Consider the following 19,029-nt stretch of genomic DNA (forward strand, 5'->3'; position numbering starts at 1 on the left):
CTTCATACTTTTCTCCTGTGTGTAAAATTTTTTTCTTTTATTTTACATTAAACAGAAGAAAAGCAGGAAATCTCTGGGATTTTTATTGCGAAAAGTTTTTATTCTTCAGTGCTGGAAAAGTGATGAAAATAGAGTGATTCTGACGGTTGTTTGTGCTAGAATACTATTAGACTAAAGTACAAAGACCGAAGGAGGGAAATAACAAATGGAACCACAATTTTACAAGGGAAACAGAGATGCGTTTATGGAGAAGCTGGAGCCGGGCAGCCTTGCCCTGTTCTTCAGCGGAAGCCCGGTCCGTAAGACGGCTGATGAGGACTACGGCTACTTCGCGAACCGGAATTTCGTCTATCTGACCGGAATGGAGCAGAAAGATACTGTTCTTATGATGGAGAAAGACGCATCAGGATACAGGGAAACCCTGTTTATTCTTCCGCCAAACCTGATTGAGGAGAGATGGACCGGAAGCAGAATGAAACCGGAAGAGATCGAAGCAGTCTCCATGATTTCCAGCTTTGCCTACAAAGAGACATTTGAAGAAGAGCTGAAAAAGGTGCTGACTTCCGGACGGATCCAGAAGGTGTATCTGGACATTGACCGGATGGAAGGACAGGTTGTTGTCAGCGCGGCAGACAGCATGGAAGCATTCCTGAAGCAGGAATATCCATCCATGCCGATCGAAAATTCCCTGCCGATCATGAAGATGCTCCGTCTCATCAAGAAACCGTGTGAGATCCGTGCGATGGAAAAAGCGCAGGAGATCACAAAAGCCGGAATTCTTGCCATGATGACACATTCAAGACCGGGTATGTATGAATACCAGTATAAGGCAGAGTATGATTATGCACTGGCACAGCATGGTGTGTTGGAAGCGGGATTCCCGTCCATTATCAGCGCCGGAAAGAATAACTTCTGCATCCATTATTATGGATACCGCGGACAGGCTATGGACGGCGACATCGTGCTCAACGATGTAGGTGTACGCTGGGACAACGAACTGACAGACGTATCCAGAGGATGGCCTTGCAACGGAAAGTATTCCTCCAGACAGAAACTCCTTTTTGAATGTCAGTACAATACTTCCGAGCACATGTTCTCGATGCTGAAACCGGGCATCCCGATGAAAGAAGTGGATGCGGAGATCCGCCGCTACTGCTTCGAGCAGCTGAAAGAAGCAGGCGTATGCAAGAGCTTTGATGATATCGGAACCTATATGTGGCATGGCGGAGCGCATCATGTCGGATTTGACACCCACGATGTCGTATCCGCAAGAGACGCCATCATCCAGCCTGGTATGGTATTCTGTGTGGATATCGGAATCTACCACGAAGAATGGGGCATCGGATTCCGTCTCGAAGACAACTGCCTCATCACAGAGGACGGATGCAGGAACCTGTCAAAGGATATCCCAAGAACAGTGGAAGACATTGAAGCAGTTATGAATTAGAAAAGAAAATGAAAAAGATATGTATTTCCGGGAATACGGAGATACATATCTTTTTTTTGGAAAAGGATCAAAGTAAAGATGGCAGATCTGGCGGGTACAAATGAACAGTGGATTGAGATTTATAAATATGGACTCACAAAAAAGATAAAACCGCGAGAATCAATAGTCCACCAATATCAGAATAGAATAAAGGAGAATGGTGAAGATGAATAAGATTCTCAGAATAAAAGATTCAGATGATAAACAGGCGTTGTGGGAGGAGATAGAACAGCTTGCCGGACAGTTTGTACTGCCGCTGCAAAAGCAGATAAAAGAGGCGTTTCGTCTGGCAGATGAAGAAAAATACGAGGAAGCAGCAGGGCTGTGCTGCCGAATCCTGGATGAGGATGATTCAAAACCGGAGATCATGAATCTGCTTGGCCAATGTTATTTTGCGCAGGGAAATATGGCAGGAGCCGCAATGGCATTTCATGAATTGGTGGAAATCGCCCCGGAGAACGCGGAATATCATTGTTCTCTTGGAATGGCATATCATCGAATGGGCGAATTTGAAGAAGCTGTAAAGCAATTCAAAGAGGCTGGATTGCTGGAACAATGCCGCCCGCTTTTCCGTGAACTGATTGATTATATCAGCGGGAAAAATTATCTGAGAACAGAGAGAACTAAAGAAACATTGAAATCAGCTTTTATCACATGGGAATCGTATCGTTTCCATGACGACAGGAAAGTCGGCAAAATTATGGATACCGGTCTGACTTCTATTTATAATATCCGTATACTCTCAAAGATATATTGTGGATGGAAGACAGAGAAGATATACAAAGAGATGCACTTGTTTCGGAATGGAATCTGTGCCGATATGTGCCGGAACATCCAGAAGAAATAAAGTACATTCAGGAAAACTATCCATATAACTATGAGTGCAGCCGGCAATTTCTGGAAAGAGTAAAACAGGATGCGGAACAAACAGAAAAAGAAGTGCTGGAAGAATTACAGAAATTATCCGATCATCAAACCATTCAGGAATGGAAAGCGTTTCTTGAAAACGAATCTAGTCAGATGAATGCAGCAGACAGGGCAGAAGTTTTGGTAGATGGCTGGGAACCATACAGGCGGAAAGGGGTAAAAGTAGGACGAAATGATCCGTGTCCCTGCGGAAGCGGTAAGAAATATAAAAAGTGCTGTGGAAAGTAAAGATCTCCGGCTTTCCTTGCCTGAAGACGGAAGAGATGATAAAATTATGCAAAAGAAAGAATCCACAGTCTTCAGGGAGGAGATGAGAGGAAAATGATGGAAAGAGAGAAAAAACTTCCGGTGGGAATCGAGGATTTTCAGGAGAAAGTATTGTGAAAACAGTACGGCAGGAGTTGACCTACAAGGATATTTATGATTCTGAGGAAAATATCTGGAGCGTATTGTTTACAACAGGTTACCTGACCCGGCGAGGAAGAGCTGATGGGAATCGGATACGGCTTGCAATTCTGAATAAGGAGATCCTGAATATTTTCGAGGAACAGATTTCACGATGGTTTCAGGAGACGGCACGAAAAGATGGAGCAGCTTTAAGTGCTTTTTGCGAAGCATTTGAAAACGGAGATGCAAAAGATGCACAGCAAAAATTCAACGAGTATCTCAATCGCACTATCAGTATCAGAGATACAGCTGTGAGAAAAGAGATGAAAGAAAATTATTTTCATGGACTTCTGCTTGGTCTTCTGGATTATAAGGAGAACTGGCATGTGACATCCAATCGGGAATCCGGAGATGGATATACGGATATTTTGATAGAGATCGATGAGAAAAAGACGGGGATTGTGATTGAAGTGAAATATGCAGAAGACGGAACTCTGGAAGCAGGGTGTCGGGAGGCATTGCATCAGATCAATGCAGGACGATACACAGACTTGCTGCCTGAGGATGGGATGAAGACAATCTTAAAATACGGAGTAGCATGTTACCGGAAGCGGTGTCAAATTGAGCTGGAGAGGGTACAATATTAAAAAAGCTGTCTGGTAAAGACAAAAGTAAGATTTTACGAAAGAGATAAGGAGTCGATACAATATGAAATTGATAAAAAAGAGAGGATGCCTTCTCCTTGGAAGCCTGATGCTTTCTGCTGTTTTGCTGGCGGGATGTTCGGGACAGAACCCGGAGACAAGGCAACTGCGTGCATTATGTGAGGAATTGTTTTCTTTTCCGGGCGGTAGCGCCGATCAGATACTGGCGGCGGCACAGGATGATTCTTCGGGAACGGATACAGACACGGAAGAACAGTCAGGAGGTCTGAGCCAGACGATCGAAGAAGTTTACGGAGACTATTTTACGGAATCTGGACTTCAGAATTTTTACCGGAGCGGTTTCCCTCTGAATCTGTATTATGCAGCGCAGGAGAAAGACTGTGAGCTGTCTTTTGAAAAGCTTGAGAAAACAGTTGGCGGGGGAGATCAGGAAAATACGGAAACATATAGTGTGGAAATCCGTGTAAATGGAAATCCGGTTCATCAGGAAATCGATGCGGCCTTTGAAGATGGAAAAGTGGATTACTTCTATTTTGCAGATGACGAGTTTTTTACGGCGATTGATGAGATTTCATAGAAGGTTATAGATAATTATCCAAAGTATGATCCTGTAACGAAAAATATTTCTAGACAAAAATGATCTTTGAATGTGATTCCTGTACTACTAAGCAAATGTTCGCTATGCTGAAACCAGGATTACCGATGATGCAACTTGTTCAAGGACATCCCAAGAATGGTGGAAGATATTGGGCGGGGATGAAGTAGAAATCAGAAAAAGTATGAAAAAAGATATATATTTCCTGAGAAAAGGAGATGTATATCTTTTTTATAGCTTAGAATACAAATAAAAAAGACAATATAGCAATAAAATGAAAAAAAGAATGTAAAATATATCAAAATGTTATATGATATATAGAGAGATAAAACATTAAATTATAGAAAATATTATATATAAATGGGTATATATAGAGAATTATTATAGATGTTTTTATAGATAAAAATAAAGTATTATTTGGTGATAGGGTGAGAGCATGAAAATAGAAAATAAAAAGGAAATATTTGATTTTATAGTAATTGATAGTGGATTAAACACAAAACATACTAAAATTTTGCCTGCTAAATACAAAGGGATTCATTTAATGTATGATAAGCAACAGCGGAAAATTATTGAAGATTCCGACATTGAAGATAAAATTGGACACGGGACAGCAGTATTTTATACCATTTGGAAAGAAAATAAGGATGCTAGAATTTTAGTTATAAAACTATTTGATACTGATATGGAAATTTCGGAGAAGTTATTAATTGATAGCTTAAAATATATTTCAAATAAATATCAAGGGAAGATTATAAATTTAAGTTGTGGACTTAGTGTATGCGAAAATGAGGATGAATTAGCAAAAGTGTGTAATTTACTAGAGAAACAAGGAAGTACTATTGTAGCTGCATTTGCTAATGATGGGTCTATAAGTTATCCAGCAGCATGTAGCAGTGTTATTGGAGTCGATATATCTTTAAAATGTCAACATATATATGATTATGAATATGTTGAAAGCGATGTTATTAATGTTCGGGCATGCGGAATTACTCATAGATTACCGTGGTTAAAACAAGAAATGAAACGTGTATCTGGTACAAGTTTTGCTTGCCCATATATATCCGCATTGATTTACCGTATGATTAAACAAAAAAATGTGAAAACTAGCATTTGTCAAATAAAAAAATTATTAAAAAGATTTGCGAAAAAAGTATATGGATATGAGAAAATAGATAAACTGCCCCAACTTTTTGATATAAAAAACGCAATTTTGTTCCCGTTTAACAAGGAAATGCATTCGATAGTTAAATTTTCGCATTTACTGCAATTTAATCTTAAAGATGTTTATGATAGTAAGTATTTGGGGGTTTGTGGTAAAAATGCATCTACTATTTTAAACACAAAAGACTTAAGTAAAGATTATCAAATAAAGGATATAGACACGTTAAATTGGAAAGATGAGTTTGATACAATTATTTTAGGACATCTTGAACAGCTAGAGCAGATCATTGGAAAAAAATATAAAAAAGAATTATTGATGCTAAGTAAAAAAAACAATAAAAAAGTAGTTATGTTTGACGACTTGAACTATAAAGAAAGTATAGAGCATTTGGATAACGTATATGTACCCCGAATAAGTAATAGAAATTTGCCGTGTAATCGTTTTGGAAAATTATATAAAATAGGAGTGCCTATTTTATGTGTAACTGGTACAAGTTCAAAACAAGGGAAATTTACTACGCAGTTAAAGTTAAGAGAAAAATTTCAAAAGATGGGATATAAAGTTGGGCAACTTGGAACAGAACCCTCTTCGCAATTGTTTGGGATAGATGAAGTATACCCCATGGGATACGGGAGTACCGCTTATTTGGACGGTATGGATGAGATTGTAATGATTAATTATTTATTAAATAAAATTCAAAAGAAGAGACCTGATATCATATTAGTTGGATCACAAAGTCAAACTATACCGTATGATTCTGGAAATCTAAGATATATGCCTATTCGTCAGAATAATTTGTTATATGCATCAGATCCAGATGGATTTCTGTTAATTTGTAATTATTTTGATGACGATGAATATTTACAAAGAAATATATGTTTTTTAAATCATTTTAATGCGGCAGATAATATTATTGCTATTGGAATATACCCTTTTCAAGAGGATCTGCAATGGGCATATTTATCAAATGTAAAAAAAGAAGTAGAGTTTAAAGAAGCTAAAAAGCGTGCGGAAGAGATTCAAAAGAAGTTTGGAATAGCTACATATATTTTGGGAAGAGAAGACAAAGAAATATTTGAAAAGTGTATATCATATTATACAGAATGAGGGAAAGAGGAGTGTTATTATGTTACCGATAAAGGAAATCTATAATTATGCATTACAACGTATGGATAAAGAATTAATGGAAAAAGAGACTTCAGATAATATACAGAGGTTGATAAATAATCTGTCATATTATGAAATAGAAACAAATGAAATATGGTTTGAATATCATTCTGATAAAAAAATAGATTTAATATTTAAAATATGGGATTTTGAGAAAATATATATGTTTTACAAAGAGTATGTATATAGTAAAAATGAAAATAGCACAGTCAACCATATTTTTTTGATGCTTAAAAAATTGTTAGAAAAAAGGGAATATATTAATGCAATTTCATTAGAATATGATTCAAATGAACTAGTAAAAGAAAATCCTATTCCTTGTATATTTTTGGAAATAGATTATGAAAAAATTCCAAAAGAGCAAATAAAAAATGTTTATAAATATATAATGGAATTGTTAGATTTTTCTCTAAAAGACATATCCAATGAAGAATTTGAAAAAATTTTGGATAAAATCGTGTGGTTAGGAAATCAAGGATACTATTTATGGAATATAGGTGTTATGGCATCAAGAAATAGTTTTTTGCGGCTAGTATGGACACCATGTTCGTATAAAAATAGCAAAAAATTAGCGGAATCTTTAGGCTGGAATTTAAAAAACAGCGAGTTATATAAAAAATATTCAAATAAAACGGCAGAATATATCTTAGATTGTGATTTAATTGGAGAAAATTATTCGAATTTTGGTATTAACATTTATCAAAAAGATTATGTGGAAAAAATTTCTTTATTAAGCACATTAAACGAGCATAGAGATTTATCTGAATCCTTTATTGCGTCCTTGCTTAAATGGCAACATAAGAAAGTTATTTATACAAATAAAAGTGGATTATTGATTTGGCAAATTTGTCATATTAAAGTAAAACAAAATAATGAATCCCCTAAAATTTATACTAGAATTGAACATTACAGCTTGAAGTAAATGTAGAGGAGAAGAAAATGAAAACGCAAGTAATTCATTACATTGATAAAACAAAAAAAGATTTCTTTATTATGCTGATGCTCAATATTATAAATACTTTTTTGGCTTTTTTATATATTCCTTTTATAAACAGTATAGAGAGGAGACTCTTTTATAGAGAAGAAGGATTAGAGTTGTCTTTTGTGTTGCTGACTATAGGGTTTGTGATAATAACAGTTACTTTTTATTTTTTTTCTAAAGAGAAAACAAATAAATATTATATAGATATGAATGAGAAGCTGAAGGGTGATTTAGGAGAATATTTATGGAAGATAGAACCTTATGAATTATGTCAAAGCGGGGAATCGAAATACTTAATGCTTGTAACAAAAATTAAATCCTGTAGTGAGCTGGTGGATAGTTACTTGAGTATAGGAATTTCTACGGGGATGCTGATTGTTTTAAGCGTTTATATTTGTGTTTACATGGATCTCAGATATCTGCTCTTTGTAATATTGATGATATGCATTCCGATAGGAACGATGATTTTAAGTAAGCCAATTGAAAAGAAGCAACAGGAAATGAATGAACTAGAAAAACAGAGTTTGTTGCTAATAAAAAACATGATAAGAGGGCTGTCGATTGTAAAATGTTATTTTCTCGAAAGCAAAGTGACACAGAAGTTTAAAGAAAAAATTCACTTTTTGTCAAAGATCGAACAAAATAAAAAGATATATCAATCTATTGTTGAAATATACATGCAAATTGGAAGGTGCCTAATTATGATTCTCATTCCTACATTAACGGCTCTTTTGTCAAGAAAAATGAATCTCATACAAGAGGGGATTTTATCGTCATCTATTATCTTTTTCTATTTGCTCGGACACATGATGGAGGTTGCGGGACGAATAGGAAATTTGCAGGAACAGAAAGCGGATATGGAATTTTTGGAACAATTCTATAGCCTGGATACTTTAAAAGAGCTGTATACGAAGCCTGGGGATAAAATTTTAGAATTAAAAGGTGAAAATTTGGGTTATGCCTATGGCGATAAAGAAGTTTTCAAATCGTATAATATGGTTTTACCTAGTACGGGATTGATTTTAGTAAAAGGAGAAAGTGGAAAAGGTAAAAGTACGCTGCTTAAATGCATGTCTGGTTTGCTTCAAATAGCAACTGGGAAGTTTTATATAAATAATACAGAAATTGAAAGAGAAGAATTGTTTCAATTATGTGTATATGAACCGCAAGATCCAGTATTATGCAGTGATATTAAAGATAATTTTAGAATAGTGAACAATACGCTTAGCGATGAAGAAGTTTTTAGTTTCATAAAGTGTTTTGATCCTAAATTAGCAAAAAAAATGTGGGAAAATGTAGGATGTGAAATGTTATCTAGAGGCGAGAAAAAAATCATTCAGGTTCTTAGATGCACTGTCAGTGAGGCAAACTGGCTTTTCTTAGATGAACCATTTTCCGCTTTGGAACAAAAAGTAAAAGATAAGATAGAAAAAATGATATTAGAAATAGCAAAACAGAAATGCGTTGTTATAGCAATGCATGAAACAGATATGGATGAGTATGCAGATAATATTTACATTTTGCATTAGAAACATAAAAAGATAATAAATGGTGGAGTTATGCGAAAAAAATATAATTGGAGAATGGTTTGTGGGAAAGATAAATGGAAAATTATAGTTTTGTTATTATCGACAGCATCTTTGATCGGTATGGCTGCATATTCTGCTTCTATGATAGCGGCAATTTTGGTAAATCTGATTGTTTATGAGAAAAATGTTGACACACAAAATTTAAAATTGTTGATCGGTGCTTTTCTAATTAGCTTTTGCTTAATTGGTTTTTTACGCAAGATTATAATTACAAAATTAGTTCGGATCAGAGAAAGAATTGAAGAAAAAATTTTTATACAATTTTTAAATCAGAATATTCTCGAATCAGATTATGACGGGAAACTGATTTCTATGATTACAGAAGATAAAAATAAGATCATTGATTTTATCGAAAATCAGCTATCCGAACTGATTGAGTCTATCGTAATCTCTATTATTATGGGTGGTATTGTCTTATATCTTGACAGAGTATTGTTTTTTTGCGTGTTGATATGTTCGGTAATTTCAGCCTCATCTTATATTTATGCGAAAAAGATTGAATTATGTGAGAAAGAACGTTTGGTGAAGGTCGATGAAGAAAATAAATCTTTTTTAGAATTATTCAGGATGATAGAAATTTTGAACTTTCACAAATTTAGTCGACGTTTGCTCGAACAGCATAGAAAGACCATACATATATGTTCAAAAAAGGAATTAGAAAAGCAAAAAATGATGTTGCTTTTTGATACGATATCGTACTTATGCAATATCATTAGAGAGTTGATCGTTATTTTTTATGGAAGTATTTATGCAAATATGAATATCGGTATGGTTATTGCCACGTTAAATATGACAAGCTTTTTTAGTGAAGTTGCTAGAGAACTGGGAAATTATCGAGTGAAAAACGCAGAATGTAGTACCTCTATTGAACGTCTTATAAAACTATTGGAGAATGAAACAGAGACAGCAGAGTTATCCATAAAAAAACAAAAAGTAGAGAAGATCAAGATTGAGAATTTAAGTTTTCAATATGAAAATGGTGGTGGTTTAAGGAAGCTTTCATGTTCCTTTGAAAAAAATAAAATTAATGTTGTAATAGGAGAAAATGGGGCAGGCAAAACGACATTAATAAAAATTTTATGTGGCTTATTGATTCCTCAGACTGGAGAAGTTTATTTTGATGAAGAAAGACAACGAAATGTCGATTTGAGACAAAACACGGCATATGTCGATCAAAATAATATATTGTTAGAAGGTACAATTTTAGAAAATATTACAGGCTATGAGGAGACTCCTGATCGAAACAAAGTGTTCCAACTCATTCAAGAATTGAATCTCGATGCCTGGATATCAAGTATAGAGGGCGGCATTTATCATGTTTTGAATAGTGAAGTACTGGAAATGTCTGGTGGCCAGAGGCAGAGATTGTCTATTGCAAGAGCATTATATAAAAATTGTCCTGTTCTTATCATGGATGAACCAACGGCATCCCTGGATGAAGAAAATAAACAAAAATTGTGGGAAGTGCTAAAAAAAATAAAAGAAGAAAAGATTTTAATTATTGTAACGCATGACAAAAATTTATTAAAATATGCAGAACAAGTAGAGGAATTAAAGACAGGGAATATCTATAAATAGGAAAGAGATATTTTCACCAGTATTTAATGGTGTAAATAAATAAAAAATAGGAAGGAGGTAAAGTATGAAAAAGTTAAAAAAAAGAAAAGCCAAGTCATCAAAAAAAGTATTGCTCTTTATGAATGGAGAACAGTGTTGTAACTGGTAAGATTTTTGATGAAAATTCTTGGGGGAGTCGTTCCCCCAAGAAAAAGGAGAAAGAGTCATGAAAAAATATTTGAGAAGTCCCCAAATTGTTAATATAGAGTTGACGACAATATGTCCATGGAAATGTCCTCAATGTTATAAAAAAATAAAAGGAATTGAGGAAAAAAATTTTGAATGGTCAAGACTTCAGGAGTTACTAGTGGAAGCAAAAACAGTAGGGGTAAGAAAAATATTGTTCAGTGGAGGAGAACCATTATTTTATCCTTGGATAAAGGAGGCAATAAAACTAGTAAAAAAACTTGAAATGGAGTTATACATTTCTACAGGAGGCGTAGAAATACAAGATGAATTGTATAATATAATGACACAGCTGGATGCTCTTTATATATCATTAAATGGATCTACGGAGGAAGTGAATCAGAAGTCTAGGGATGGGTTTAAGGCAGCGAAAAGAATGCTATTCGAAGCGAAAAAAAGAGGGATCAAAACGAGAATTAATTGGGTCGCACGTAGAGATAATGTGGAGGACTTTCCTCAATTGTGCAAATTTGCTGAAGATGTAGGCGTTGAAGCGATTGACATATTAAAAAATAAGCCAGATGCAAGGGGCGAAATTAATGGTCAATTACAGTATAAAGACATCGAGTTTTTAGCTAATTTTATAATGAGGAACACATTGGAAAAAATTAAGATCAATATTGAGTCTTGCTTTTTTGAGTTAAGAAACTTGTGTGGCATTAAAATCAAAAATTCTATTTTAAAAGGGTGTAGCGCAGGGAAATATTCAATGGCAATAAACGTTTGGGGATACATGATGCCATGTACTCATGCAGATGGTAGAATTTCTGTGTGCAGTGAAGCTAATTTAATTGAATTTTGGAATAAAGAAAATATACTAAAAGATGTGAGAGATAGTGATCCTAAATATAAAGAATGTGAGCAATGCCAATATTATGAGTGGTGTTCACCATGTCCCATTAATTGGGAAAAAGAAGGATGTATTTTGAATGAAGGAGCAAAAGATGTATAAATTTTCGAAATATAATTTAGTTGCTAAGAATTATATGGATCAATATTATATATATAATGTATTAAGTAAAAATTGTGATTTGGTTTCTAGTAAGATATATAATCTATTAGTGAATAAAAAAATAGATAAAATTTTAGTTAATCCATTTTTAAAAGAAAAAATGATAGAAAAAGGTTATATTATTGATGATACAATAAATGAAATGGAGTATATTGAATATAAATATAATAGTATCGTATGGGATTCAGAAGTTTTAGATTTGACATTTATAATGACACATGCGTGTAATTTCCAATGCATTTATTGCTACCAGAAAGAAGAAAAAAAATCTTTTTCAATAGATGCTATAAAAAAAATTAAGAGGTTTATAGAAAGGGAAACAAAAAATAATATAAAAAAAGTTTATATCAATTGGTTTGGGGGAGAACCTTTATTAGAAAAAGAGACATTACTTGACTTAAGTGATTTTATATTAAAAATAGGAAAAATAAATAAATTTACCTATTTAGGACGCATTACTACAAATGGATATTTGTTAACAGAAAATTTATTTCTAAATCTTTTGAATTCGCACATATTTTTTTATATGATTACAATTGATGGTATAAAAGAATACCATGATAAACAGAGACCTCTGAAAAATGGTAAGGGAACATATGATAGGATTATGGAGAATTTACAAGCTATCAAGAAAATTAATCGCTCATATTCAATAGATATAAGAGTTAATGTGTCTAGAGATAATTATCCTTATATAGAAGAGTTTTTAAAAAAATGGAATTTGGAATTTGAAGAAGATAGGCGTTTCCACATTGTTTTGGAACCGGTACATGATTGGAAAGGTGAACGGATTAAAACACATCAGGAGCAGGTAATTTCTGATATAAAACTTATAAGCGCTTTATATAAAGAGGCTGCAAGACAAGGAACAAATTTACAGGACTATTTAAAGTATAATAGTGAGGTTCAGTTTTGTGCCGCATCTAAGAAAAAAGGCTATGTTATCATGAATGATGCTTCTGTTCATAAATGTGAAATGGCAATGTCTGACGAAGTATATAAAGAAGCAAATAATATAGGTTTTATTGATAATAGTGGGAAGATTCATATAGATCCATATAAAGAGGCGAAATGGTTGACGAGAAAACAAAACTTAGACAAATGTTATGAGTGCATTGCATTTCCGTTTTGCATGGGCGGAGCAAAATGTAACTATGCAATGAAATTTCATCAACAGATGGAATGTGAGGAAAATATAGAATACTTATATTGGATGAGTTCATTATTAAGTACATCGTCAAAAGAGATAATCAGTTTTTTATAAATTAAAAATATTATTTTCATTTGTTTTCAAGAAGGAGAAGATGATACATGAGAGAGGAAATATTAGAGGTAATAAATAATGTTGGTGTAAATTTAGAGGGAGAAGAAGAAATAAGTATAGAGATGGATTCATTGCAATTTGTTGCGCTAATATGTGATTTGGAATCAAAATTCGAGATAGTATTTTCGGATGATGAGCTGTTTTCGGATAAATATGCTAATGTTAATGAATTTATCCAGTGCGTTGAAAGAAAAATTGTTTTAAAAAAGAAATAAAATAACAGTTAACTAGAAATATATAAAAGGAAGAGTATTGTGGAAAATAAATTTATTGATTCATTTAATTTATTAACATTTGATTGTATTGATAGGTGTATTTGGTTAATCTTAGAGGAAAAGTATCCTGGAATTACCCTAAATTACTTGGTTTTAAGTGGATATAAAGATATTAAAAACAATATTTCAAAAGAATTAAAAATCAGTCCTTCTAATTGTTTGCAACTTTATCTAGGAGATAAACAAAAATTTTTTGAAAGTATAAACAAATTACTAAAAAAAAGCAAACTTATCTTGCCAATAAATTTGTACTATAAAAAGGAGCATAAAATGTTCCATATGGAGCATTATACACATTATTTAATTGTCTCATCTTATGATACAATACGCGATTGTTATGAAGTTATTGATGAGGACTATAGCAAAAATTATGGTATTCCTAAAAATCGTCAAAATGGAATGAGATATTGCAAACAATATTATTCAAAGGACGATTTATTTGAATTATGTGGTACTGTTAAAGAGTGTTATAAACAAGTAAGTAAAATTCAAGAAAATGAATTCCCTTATTATAGACTAGAGGAAAATAAATTATTATGGTTTAAAAATAGCAATATTGTAGAAATATATAAAGCGTTATTAAGAGATATGCTTAACGAGTACCATTCTTATATGAAAAAGAATACGGAAGGCTTATATAGTGCATTTCAATATCTAGTGGCAAATGCGGGAAATATACATCATAAAAAATGGGTTATTAACGATGTAGGACCTTGGCCTAAAGAGGTAGAGGGGCTAATTTCGCATATTAATTATATGGAAACTTTAAGACGGATATACTTTTGGGAAAATGAAAAAATATATAATAAAGATATCTTTAGTGAGTTTGATGAGGTTTTAAAGCAATATAATTTAGTCAAAACCTTAATAAGAAAATTTGTTTATAATTTAAGAGAAAATGAGATAGAAAAAATTGTAAAAATATATTTCCCGCAAATAACAATGTTAGAAAAGAAATTAATTGAAGATTTAATTATTGAAATTGAAAATACAGATGAAGTAGTATGCAAAGTAATTGAAAAAATAAGTGTTATAACAAAAAAGGATTAAAACAAAAAAATACTTAGAATTTCTATAACTTGATATTGGCTTAATTATTGCAATTCTTTCTTATTGCGATGGAAGAATTTCTGTTGGCGCATTTGCAATGTTCCAATATTACTACGCATTTTTTGAGTCATTACCAGATCCTATTGGAAAATTAACAAGGATGTATGAAAAGTGCAAATTTCTTTAAACAGGATTATAGAAGCCATTTCAAGGAGATACCGGTTTTCGGAACCAGCATCTACAGATTAATGAGGCGTTAGTCTATTAAGTGTGCCTCTGTTTTTCAGAACGCGAAAAATTCCTCCACGCTTAACTGGCTAAAACCACATAACGAAACTGGCGCACCGGGGAGACATGCTCCCGGTGCGCCGATGCTTTTGCTGAGTAACTTTTAGCTGAGTTCTACTTTCTCTGCTTCTTCCGGCTTGAATTCATTCTTCAGGTCGTAGATGTTGTGGCCTGTGGATTCGCTTAATACGCGGCCCTCCAGAGAGTAGCAGCGGATGAAACGTCTTCCGTCTACGCTGGACCAGTGCTCTACGTCCCATGTCATGTATCCGTCCTCGTCGGATTTTTTCTCTTTCAGATATAAGTCAACCTGGCGTCCGCCCGGAGCCATCAGCTTGATCAGCTCTTCGGTGTCGGCGGTAAGCTCGGTTTTGTTTACCTTGTCATATACCTGCATTGTAAAGTCCCTCCTATTGATATTCTATTTGAATTATAGTATGTTTTAAATTATAATACAACCATCTTGTTGGATTTTAAGGAGTGGAAACTATGATTTTTGATACACATGCGCATTATGGCGATGAGCAGTTTGACGAGGACCGGGATGAGCTTCTGGCCGGAATGGCGGACGCCGGTGTGGGAACGATCGTAGAGATCGGAGCGTCCATGCAGTCCAGCCGGGATGCAGTACGGCTGGCAGAGAAGTACCCGTTTGTCTATGCGGCTGCGGGCGTGCACCCGGATCATGTCGGGGAGTTGAACGAGGAGGCCATGGAAGAACTGCGGCAGATGTGCCGGAAGGAAAAGGTCGTGGCGGTCGGAGAGATCGGGCTCGATTATCACTGGGATACGGAGCCGAGAGAGGTGCAGAAGCACTGGTTTATCCGGCAGCTTAATATGGCCAGAGAGACGGGGCTTCCGGTCAATATTCACAGCCGGGATGCGGCGGAAGATACGATGGAGATCATGAAGGAGCACGCACAGGGGCTGGGCGGCATCATTCACTGTTTTTCCTATTCCAGGGAAATGGCAAAAGAATATGTTAAGATGGGATTTTCCATCGGAGTAGGCGGAGTGGTTACGTTTAAAAACGGAAGAAAACTTAAAGAGATTGTAAAGGAGATTCCGCTGGAGAAGCTCGTACTGGAGACAGACTGTCCATATCTGGCGCCGGAGCCGAACCGGGGCAGGAGAAATGACTCCCGGAATATTCACTTTGTGGCACAGCAGATTGCAGAAATCAAAGGAATTGACAAAGAAACGGTAATAAAACAGACTGAAAATAATGCAAAATTAATATACTTTTCATAATATTTTAACAATTTGCAGAAGTGAAGTATGTTATACTAAATAAAGTAGTAAAGTGAGGAAAGTTTATGACAGATCCTTTTTTAGGAAATCCGCAGAATACCATCGCGGTACTGCAGAAATATCATTTCAATTTTCAGAAAAAGTTCGGACAGAACTTTTTGATCGATACCCACGTTCTGGACAAGATTATACGCGCAGCTGAGATTACGAAAGATGACTTTGTTCTTGAAATCGGACCGGGCATCGGAACGATGACTCAGTATCTGGCGCAGGCAGCGAGAGAAGTGGTCGCTGTAGAGATCGATAAGGCTTTGATTCCCATTCTACAGGATACTCTTTCCGGATTCCCAAATGCAGAAGTGATACATGATGACATCCTTAAAGTAGATATTGCGGGCCTCGCAGAACAAAGAAACGGCGGCAGGCCGATCAAGGTAGTTGCAAACCTGCCTTATTATATTACGACTCCGATTATTATGAGTCTGTTTGAGAGTCAGGTGCCGCTGGCTTCGGTGACCGTCATGGTGCAGAAGGAAGTTGCGGAGCGGATGCAGGCCGGTCCGGGAAGCAAGGATTATGGAGCGCTTTCGCTGGCAGTTCAGTACTATGCCGAACCGTATATTGCGGCTAATGTGCCGCCGAACTGTTTCATGCCAAGGCCGAATGTGGGGTCGGCGGTGATCCGCCTGACGAGGCACGAAGTGCCGCCGGCACAGGTGGACAATGAAAAACTGATGTTCCAGATTATCCGGGCGTCGTTTAACCAGAGGAGAAAGACGCTGGTAAATGGTCTGAACAATTCGCCGGAGATCACGCTTACAAAAGAGCAGATCACAGAGGCGGTGGAAAGTCTTGGCAAGGGTGCCGGTGTCAGAGGAGAGGCTCTGACTTTGGAGGAGTTTGCCGGACTTGCCAATAAAATTAATGAGATGCTTGCATAAAAGCACAGAAAAGGAGGTAATGAGATGCGTTATGAGATTAAGGGAGAGACACTGCCGGTAGTAATCTGCCACCTGGAAGATGGTGAAAAGATGGTGACAGAGCGGGGCGCGATGAGCTGGATGTCACCGAATATGCGGATGGAATCCGGAGCCCGCGGAGGTATTGGAAAGGCATTTGGAAGAATGTTTTCCGGAGATTCGATTTTCCAGAATGTTTATACTGCAGAGCATGGAAACGGCATGATTGCGTTTGCATCCAGTTTTCCTGGCTCGATCAAGGCATTTGAAGTCGGCCCGGGCCAGGAATATATCCTTCAGAAAAGTGCATTTCTTGCCTCTGAGGCTGGAGTGGAACTGAGTATCCATTTCCAGAAAAAGGTGGCTTCAGGACTTTTCGGAGGTGAAGGTTTTATCATGCAGAGAGTGTCAGGACAGGGGATCGTTTTTGCCGAGTTTGACGGACATGTGGTAGAGTACGAACTCAGGGCGGATCAGCAGATTGTTATTGATACCGGATACCTGGCTGCAATGTCGGCTTCCTGCGGAATCGAGATTCAGACCGTCCCTGGCATTAAAAATATGGTATTTGGAGGAGAAGGCCTGTTTAACACGGTGGTTACGGGACCGGGACATGTCTGGCTTCAGACGATGCCGCTGAGTAACGTGGCAGGTGTATTAAGACCGTATTTCCCATCGTCAAACTAGGACTCTGACATAAAATCAAGACGTAAAGGAGGAGCAGCTTATGGCCAAAACAGTAGACGAAGCGTTATTTGAGATTACACCGAAAATTCAGGAACTTGCCGATTTGAGTGAAAAGAACAACGCAATCGACAAAGAACTTTTTACCAAATACGAGGTAAAAAGAGGGCTGCGTGATTTAAACGGAAAAGGTGTTCTTGCCGGACTTACAAATGTCTCGGATGTTCATGCAAAAGAGATTGTGGACGGAAAAGAAGTACCTTGCCCGGGAAGCCTCTACTACCGGGGATATAATATTAAAGATCTGGTGGGAGGATTTCTGGCTTCGAATCATTATGGCTTCGAGGAGATTGCATATCTGCTTCTGTTCGGAGAACTGCCGACAGAAAAGCAGCTGGAAGATTTTCATGAACTTCTGGTAGAGAGAAGAACGCTGCCGCCGAATTTCGTGCGGGACGTGATCATGAAAGCGTCAAGCCCTGATATGATGAACAGTATTTCCAGGAGCATTCTTCAGCTGTATTCTTACGATGACAAGGCGGATGATACAAGTATTCCGAATGTACTGAGACAGTGTCTCAATCTGATCAGCCAGTTCCCTATGTTGATGGTGTACGGCTATCATGCGTATAATTATAAGATGGGAGAAGATCTTTTTATCTATGCGCCGAAGCCGGAGCTTTCCACAGCGGAGAACATCCTGATGATGCTTCGGGAAGACCGGAAATATACGGATCTGGAGGCAAGAATTCTGGATATGGCACTTGTGCTTCATATGGATCATGGCGGTGGTAACAATTCTACCTTTACAACACATGTCGTTACCTCATCAGGAACAGACACCTATTCTACGATGGCAGCGGCGATGGCGTCCCTGAAAGGACCAAAACACGGCGGGGCCAATATCAAGGTTGTGCAGATGTTTGAGGACATGAAGAGCCATCTGAAAGACTGGACGGACGAGGACGAAGTAAGAGACTATCTGTCACGGCTTCTGGATAAGCAGGCCTTTGATAAAAAGGGACTGATTTACGGAATGGGACATGCAGTCTACTCGATTTCCGACCCAAGAGCAGAGATCTTCAAAGTATTTGTGGAGAAACTTGCCAAAGAAAAAGGATACGAAAAAGAGTATGCACTTTATGAACTCGTGGAGCGCCTTGGCCCGCAGATCATCGGGGAGAAGAGAAAGATCTACAAAGGTGTTAATGCCAATGTGGACTTCTACAGCGGCCTTGTATACAGTATGCTGGATCTTCCGCCTGCACTCTATACACCAATCTTTGCAGCGGCACGTATTGTCGGATGGAGCGCACATCGTCTTGAAGAATTGAAAAATGTAGATAAGATTATCCGTCCGGCTTACAAAGCACTGGCGGGACATAAGGAATATGTGAAACTGGAAGACAGGTAGGATGTG

Annotated in this window: 17 protein-coding genes and 1 pseudogene; 17 read left to right on the forward strand and 1 reads right to left on the reverse strand. The window is 36.5% G+C overall.

Features of this window, described 5'->3' with window-relative positions; all coding sequences use genetic code 11:
• Positions 1–205: 205 nt before the first annotated feature.
• From H6A32_RS12565 to H6A32_RS12625, 13 genes and pseudogenes are all read left to right on the forward strand, one after another.
• On the forward strand, positions 206–1,447 hold the full coding sequence (locus H6A32_RS12565) for an aminopeptidase P N-terminal domain-containing protein (RefSeq protein ID WP_138373764.1): 1,242 nt from the start codon (positions 206–208) through the stop codon (positions 1,445–1,447).
• Positions 1,448–1,652: 205 nt separating this feature from the next.
• Positions 1,653–2,333 (forward strand): tetratricopeptide repeat protein, encoded by a 681-nt coding sequence (locus H6A32_RS12570; RefSeq protein ID WP_171027977.1) that lies wholly within the window; start codon positions 1,653–1,655, stop codon positions 2,331–2,333.
• A gap of 215 nt (positions 2,334–2,548) precedes the next feature.
• A pseudogene (locus H6A32_RS17050) lies at positions 2,549–2,641 on the forward strand (SEC-C metal-binding domain-containing protein); the annotation flags it as partial.
• A gap of 152 nt (positions 2,642–2,793) precedes the next feature.
• The gene (locus tag H6A32_RS16930) at positions 2,794–3,447 is read left to right on the forward strand and encodes a PD-(D/E)XK nuclease domain-containing protein (RefSeq protein WP_243128575.1); all 654 of its coding nucleotides are present in this window, start codon (positions 2,794–2,796) and stop codon (positions 3,445–3,447) included.
• A 61-nt stretch (positions 3,448–3,508) separates the two neighbouring features.
• Positions 3,509–4,042: a hypothetical protein gene (locus H6A32_RS12585; RefSeq protein ID WP_138373767.1), complete on the forward strand. Its 534-nt coding sequence runs from the start codon at positions 3,509–3,511 to the stop codon at positions 4,040–4,042.
• A 454-nt stretch (positions 4,043–4,496) separates the two neighbouring features.
• Entirely contained in the window at positions 4,497–6,332 is a 1,836-nt protein-coding gene (locus H6A32_RS12590) for a S8 family serine peptidase (RefSeq protein WP_204864479.1), read from the forward strand.
• A gap of 19 nt (positions 6,333–6,351) precedes the next feature.
• A complete protein-coding gene (locus H6A32_RS12595; RefSeq protein ID WP_138373769.1) occupies positions 6,352–7,314 on the forward strand; it encodes a hypothetical protein in 963 nt (320 codons plus the stop codon).
• Positions 7,315–7,331: 17 nt separating this feature from the next.
• The gene (locus H6A32_RS12600) at positions 7,332–8,903 is read left to right on the forward strand and encodes an ATP-binding cassette domain-containing protein (RefSeq protein ID WP_138373770.1); all 1,572 of its coding nucleotides are present in this window, start codon (positions 7,332–7,334) and stop codon (positions 8,901–8,903) included.
• 30 nt (positions 8,904–8,933) lie between these two features.
• Entirely contained in the window at positions 8,934–10,541 is a 1,608-nt protein-coding gene (locus tag H6A32_RS12605) for an ATP-binding cassette domain-containing protein (protein ID WP_138373771.1), read from the forward strand.
• 205 nt (positions 10,542–10,746) lie between these two features.
• A complete protein-coding gene (locus H6A32_RS12610) occupies positions 10,747–11,718 on the forward strand; it encodes a radical SAM protein (RefSeq protein ID WP_204864480.1) in 972 nt (323 codons plus the stop codon).
• Positions 11,696–13,042 (forward strand): radical SAM protein, encoded by a 1,347-nt coding sequence (locus H6A32_RS12615; RefSeq protein WP_204864481.1) that lies wholly within the window; start codon positions 11,696–11,698, stop codon positions 13,040–13,042. The genes H6A32_RS12610 and H6A32_RS12615 overlap by 23 nt, the downstream gene beginning before the upstream one ends.
• A 47-nt stretch (positions 13,043–13,089) precedes the next feature.
• Positions 13,090–13,317, forward strand: coding sequence for a phosphopantetheine-binding protein (locus H6A32_RS12620; RefSeq protein ID WP_204864482.1), 228 nt, complete (start codon positions 13,090–13,092; stop codon positions 13,315–13,317).
• 39 nt (positions 13,318–13,356) lie between these two features.
• Complete coding sequence (locus tag H6A32_RS12625; RefSeq protein WP_204864483.1) at positions 13,357–14,427, forward strand: hypothetical protein; 1,071 nt, start codon at positions 13,357–13,359, stop codon at positions 14,425–14,427.
• 391 nt (positions 14,428–14,818) lie between these two features.
• On the opposite strand, the gene H6A32_RS12630 is transcribed toward H6A32_RS12625, so the two are convergent.
• Positions 14,819–15,112 (reverse strand): hypothetical protein, encoded by a 294-nt coding sequence (locus H6A32_RS12630; RefSeq protein WP_087169036.1) that lies wholly within the window; start codon positions 15,110–15,112, stop codon positions 14,819–14,821.
• Between the two features lie 92 nt (positions 15,113–15,204).
• Here H6A32_RS12630 and H6A32_RS12635 point away from each other — a divergent pair, with 92 nt between their 5' ends.
• From H6A32_RS12635 to H6A32_RS12650, 4 genes are all read left to right on the forward strand, one after another.
• Complete coding sequence (locus tag H6A32_RS12635) at positions 15,205–15,966, forward strand: TatD family hydrolase (protein ID WP_204864484.1); 762 nt, start codon at positions 15,205–15,207, stop codon at positions 15,964–15,966.
• Positions 15,967–16,031: 65 nt separating this feature from the next.
• Positions 16,032–16,907, forward strand: a complete 876-nt coding sequence (gene rsmA / locus H6A32_RS12640) for a 16S rRNA (adenine(1518)-N(6)/adenine(1519)-N(6))-dimethyltransferase RsmA (protein ID WP_204864485.1) — start codon at positions 16,032–16,034, stop codon at positions 16,905–16,907.
• Between the two features lie 24 nt (positions 16,908–16,931).
• On the forward strand, positions 16,932–17,612 hold the full coding sequence (locus H6A32_RS12645; protein WP_087169039.1) for a TIGR00266 family protein: 681 nt from the start codon (positions 16,932–16,934) through the stop codon (positions 17,610–17,612).
• A gap of 40 nt (positions 17,613–17,652) precedes the next feature.
• Positions 17,653–19,023 carry a citrate/2-methylcitrate synthase gene (locus H6A32_RS12650; RefSeq protein WP_087169040.1) on the forward strand — a complete coding sequence of 457 codons (1,371 nt, stop codon included), beginning with the start codon at positions 17,653–17,655 and terminating at the stop codon, positions 19,021–19,023.
• The last annotated feature ends 6 nt before the right edge of the window (positions 19,024–19,029 follow it).

It is taken from the genome of Drancourtella massiliensis, assembly GCF_016900655.1.
Taxonomy (GTDB): Bacteria; Bacillota; Clostridia; order Lachnospirales; family Lachnospiraceae; genus Sellimonas; species Sellimonas catena.

Bases quoted from the DNA above. Each gene is read 5' to 3' on its own strand.
- H6A32_RS12565 (WP_138373764.1), top strand. From the start codon at position 206: ATGGAACCACAATTTTACAAGGGAAACAGAGATGCGTTTATGGAGAAG.
- H6A32_RS12570 (WP_171027977.1), top strand. From the start codon at position 1,653: ATGAATAAGATTCTCAGAATAAAAGATTCAGATGATAAACAGGCGTTG.
- H6A32_RS12585 (WP_138373767.1), top strand. From the start codon at position 3,509: ATGAAATTGATAAAAAAGAGAGGATGCCTTCTCCTTGGAAGCCTGATG.
- H6A32_RS12590 (WP_204864479.1), top strand. From the start codon at position 4,497: ATGAAAATAGAAAATAAAAAGGAAATATTTGATTTTATAGTAATTGAT.
- H6A32_RS12595 (WP_138373769.1), top strand. From the start codon at position 6,352: ATGTTACCGATAAAGGAAATCTATAATTATGCATTACAACGTATGGAT.
- H6A32_RS12600 (WP_138373770.1), top strand. From the start codon at position 7,332: ATGAAAACGCAAGTAATTCATTACATTGATAAAACAAAAAAAGATTTC.
- H6A32_RS12605 (WP_138373771.1), top strand. From the start codon at position 8,934: ATGCGAAAAAAATATAATTGGAGAATGGTTTGTGGGAAAGATAAATGG.
- H6A32_RS12610 (WP_204864480.1), top strand. From the start codon at position 10,747: ATGAAAAAATATTTGAGAAGTCCCCAAATTGTTAATATAGAGTTGACG.
- H6A32_RS12615 (WP_204864481.1), top strand. From the start codon at position 11,696: ATGAAGGAGCAAAAGATGTATAAATTTTCGAAATATAATTTAGTTGCT.
- H6A32_RS12620 (WP_204864482.1), top strand. From the start codon at position 13,090: ATGAGAGAGGAAATATTAGAGGTAATAAATAATGTTGGTGTAAATTTA.
- H6A32_RS12630 (WP_087169036.1), bottom strand. From the start codon at position 15,112: ATGCAGGTATATGACAAGGTAAACAAAACCGAGCTTACCGCCGACACC.
- H6A32_RS12635 (WP_204864484.1), top strand. From the start codon at position 15,205: ATGATTTTTGATACACATGCGCATTATGGCGATGAGCAGTTTGACGAG.
- rsmA (WP_204864485.1), top strand. From the start codon at position 16,032: ATGACAGATCCTTTTTTAGGAAATCCGCAGAATACCATCGCGGTACTG.
- H6A32_RS12645 (WP_087169039.1), top strand. From the start codon at position 16,932: ATGCGTTATGAGATTAAGGGAGAGACACTGCCGGTAGTAATCTGCCAC.
- H6A32_RS12650 (WP_087169040.1), top strand. From the start codon at position 17,653: ATGGCCAAAACAGTAGACGAAGCGTTATTTGAGATTACACCGAAAATT.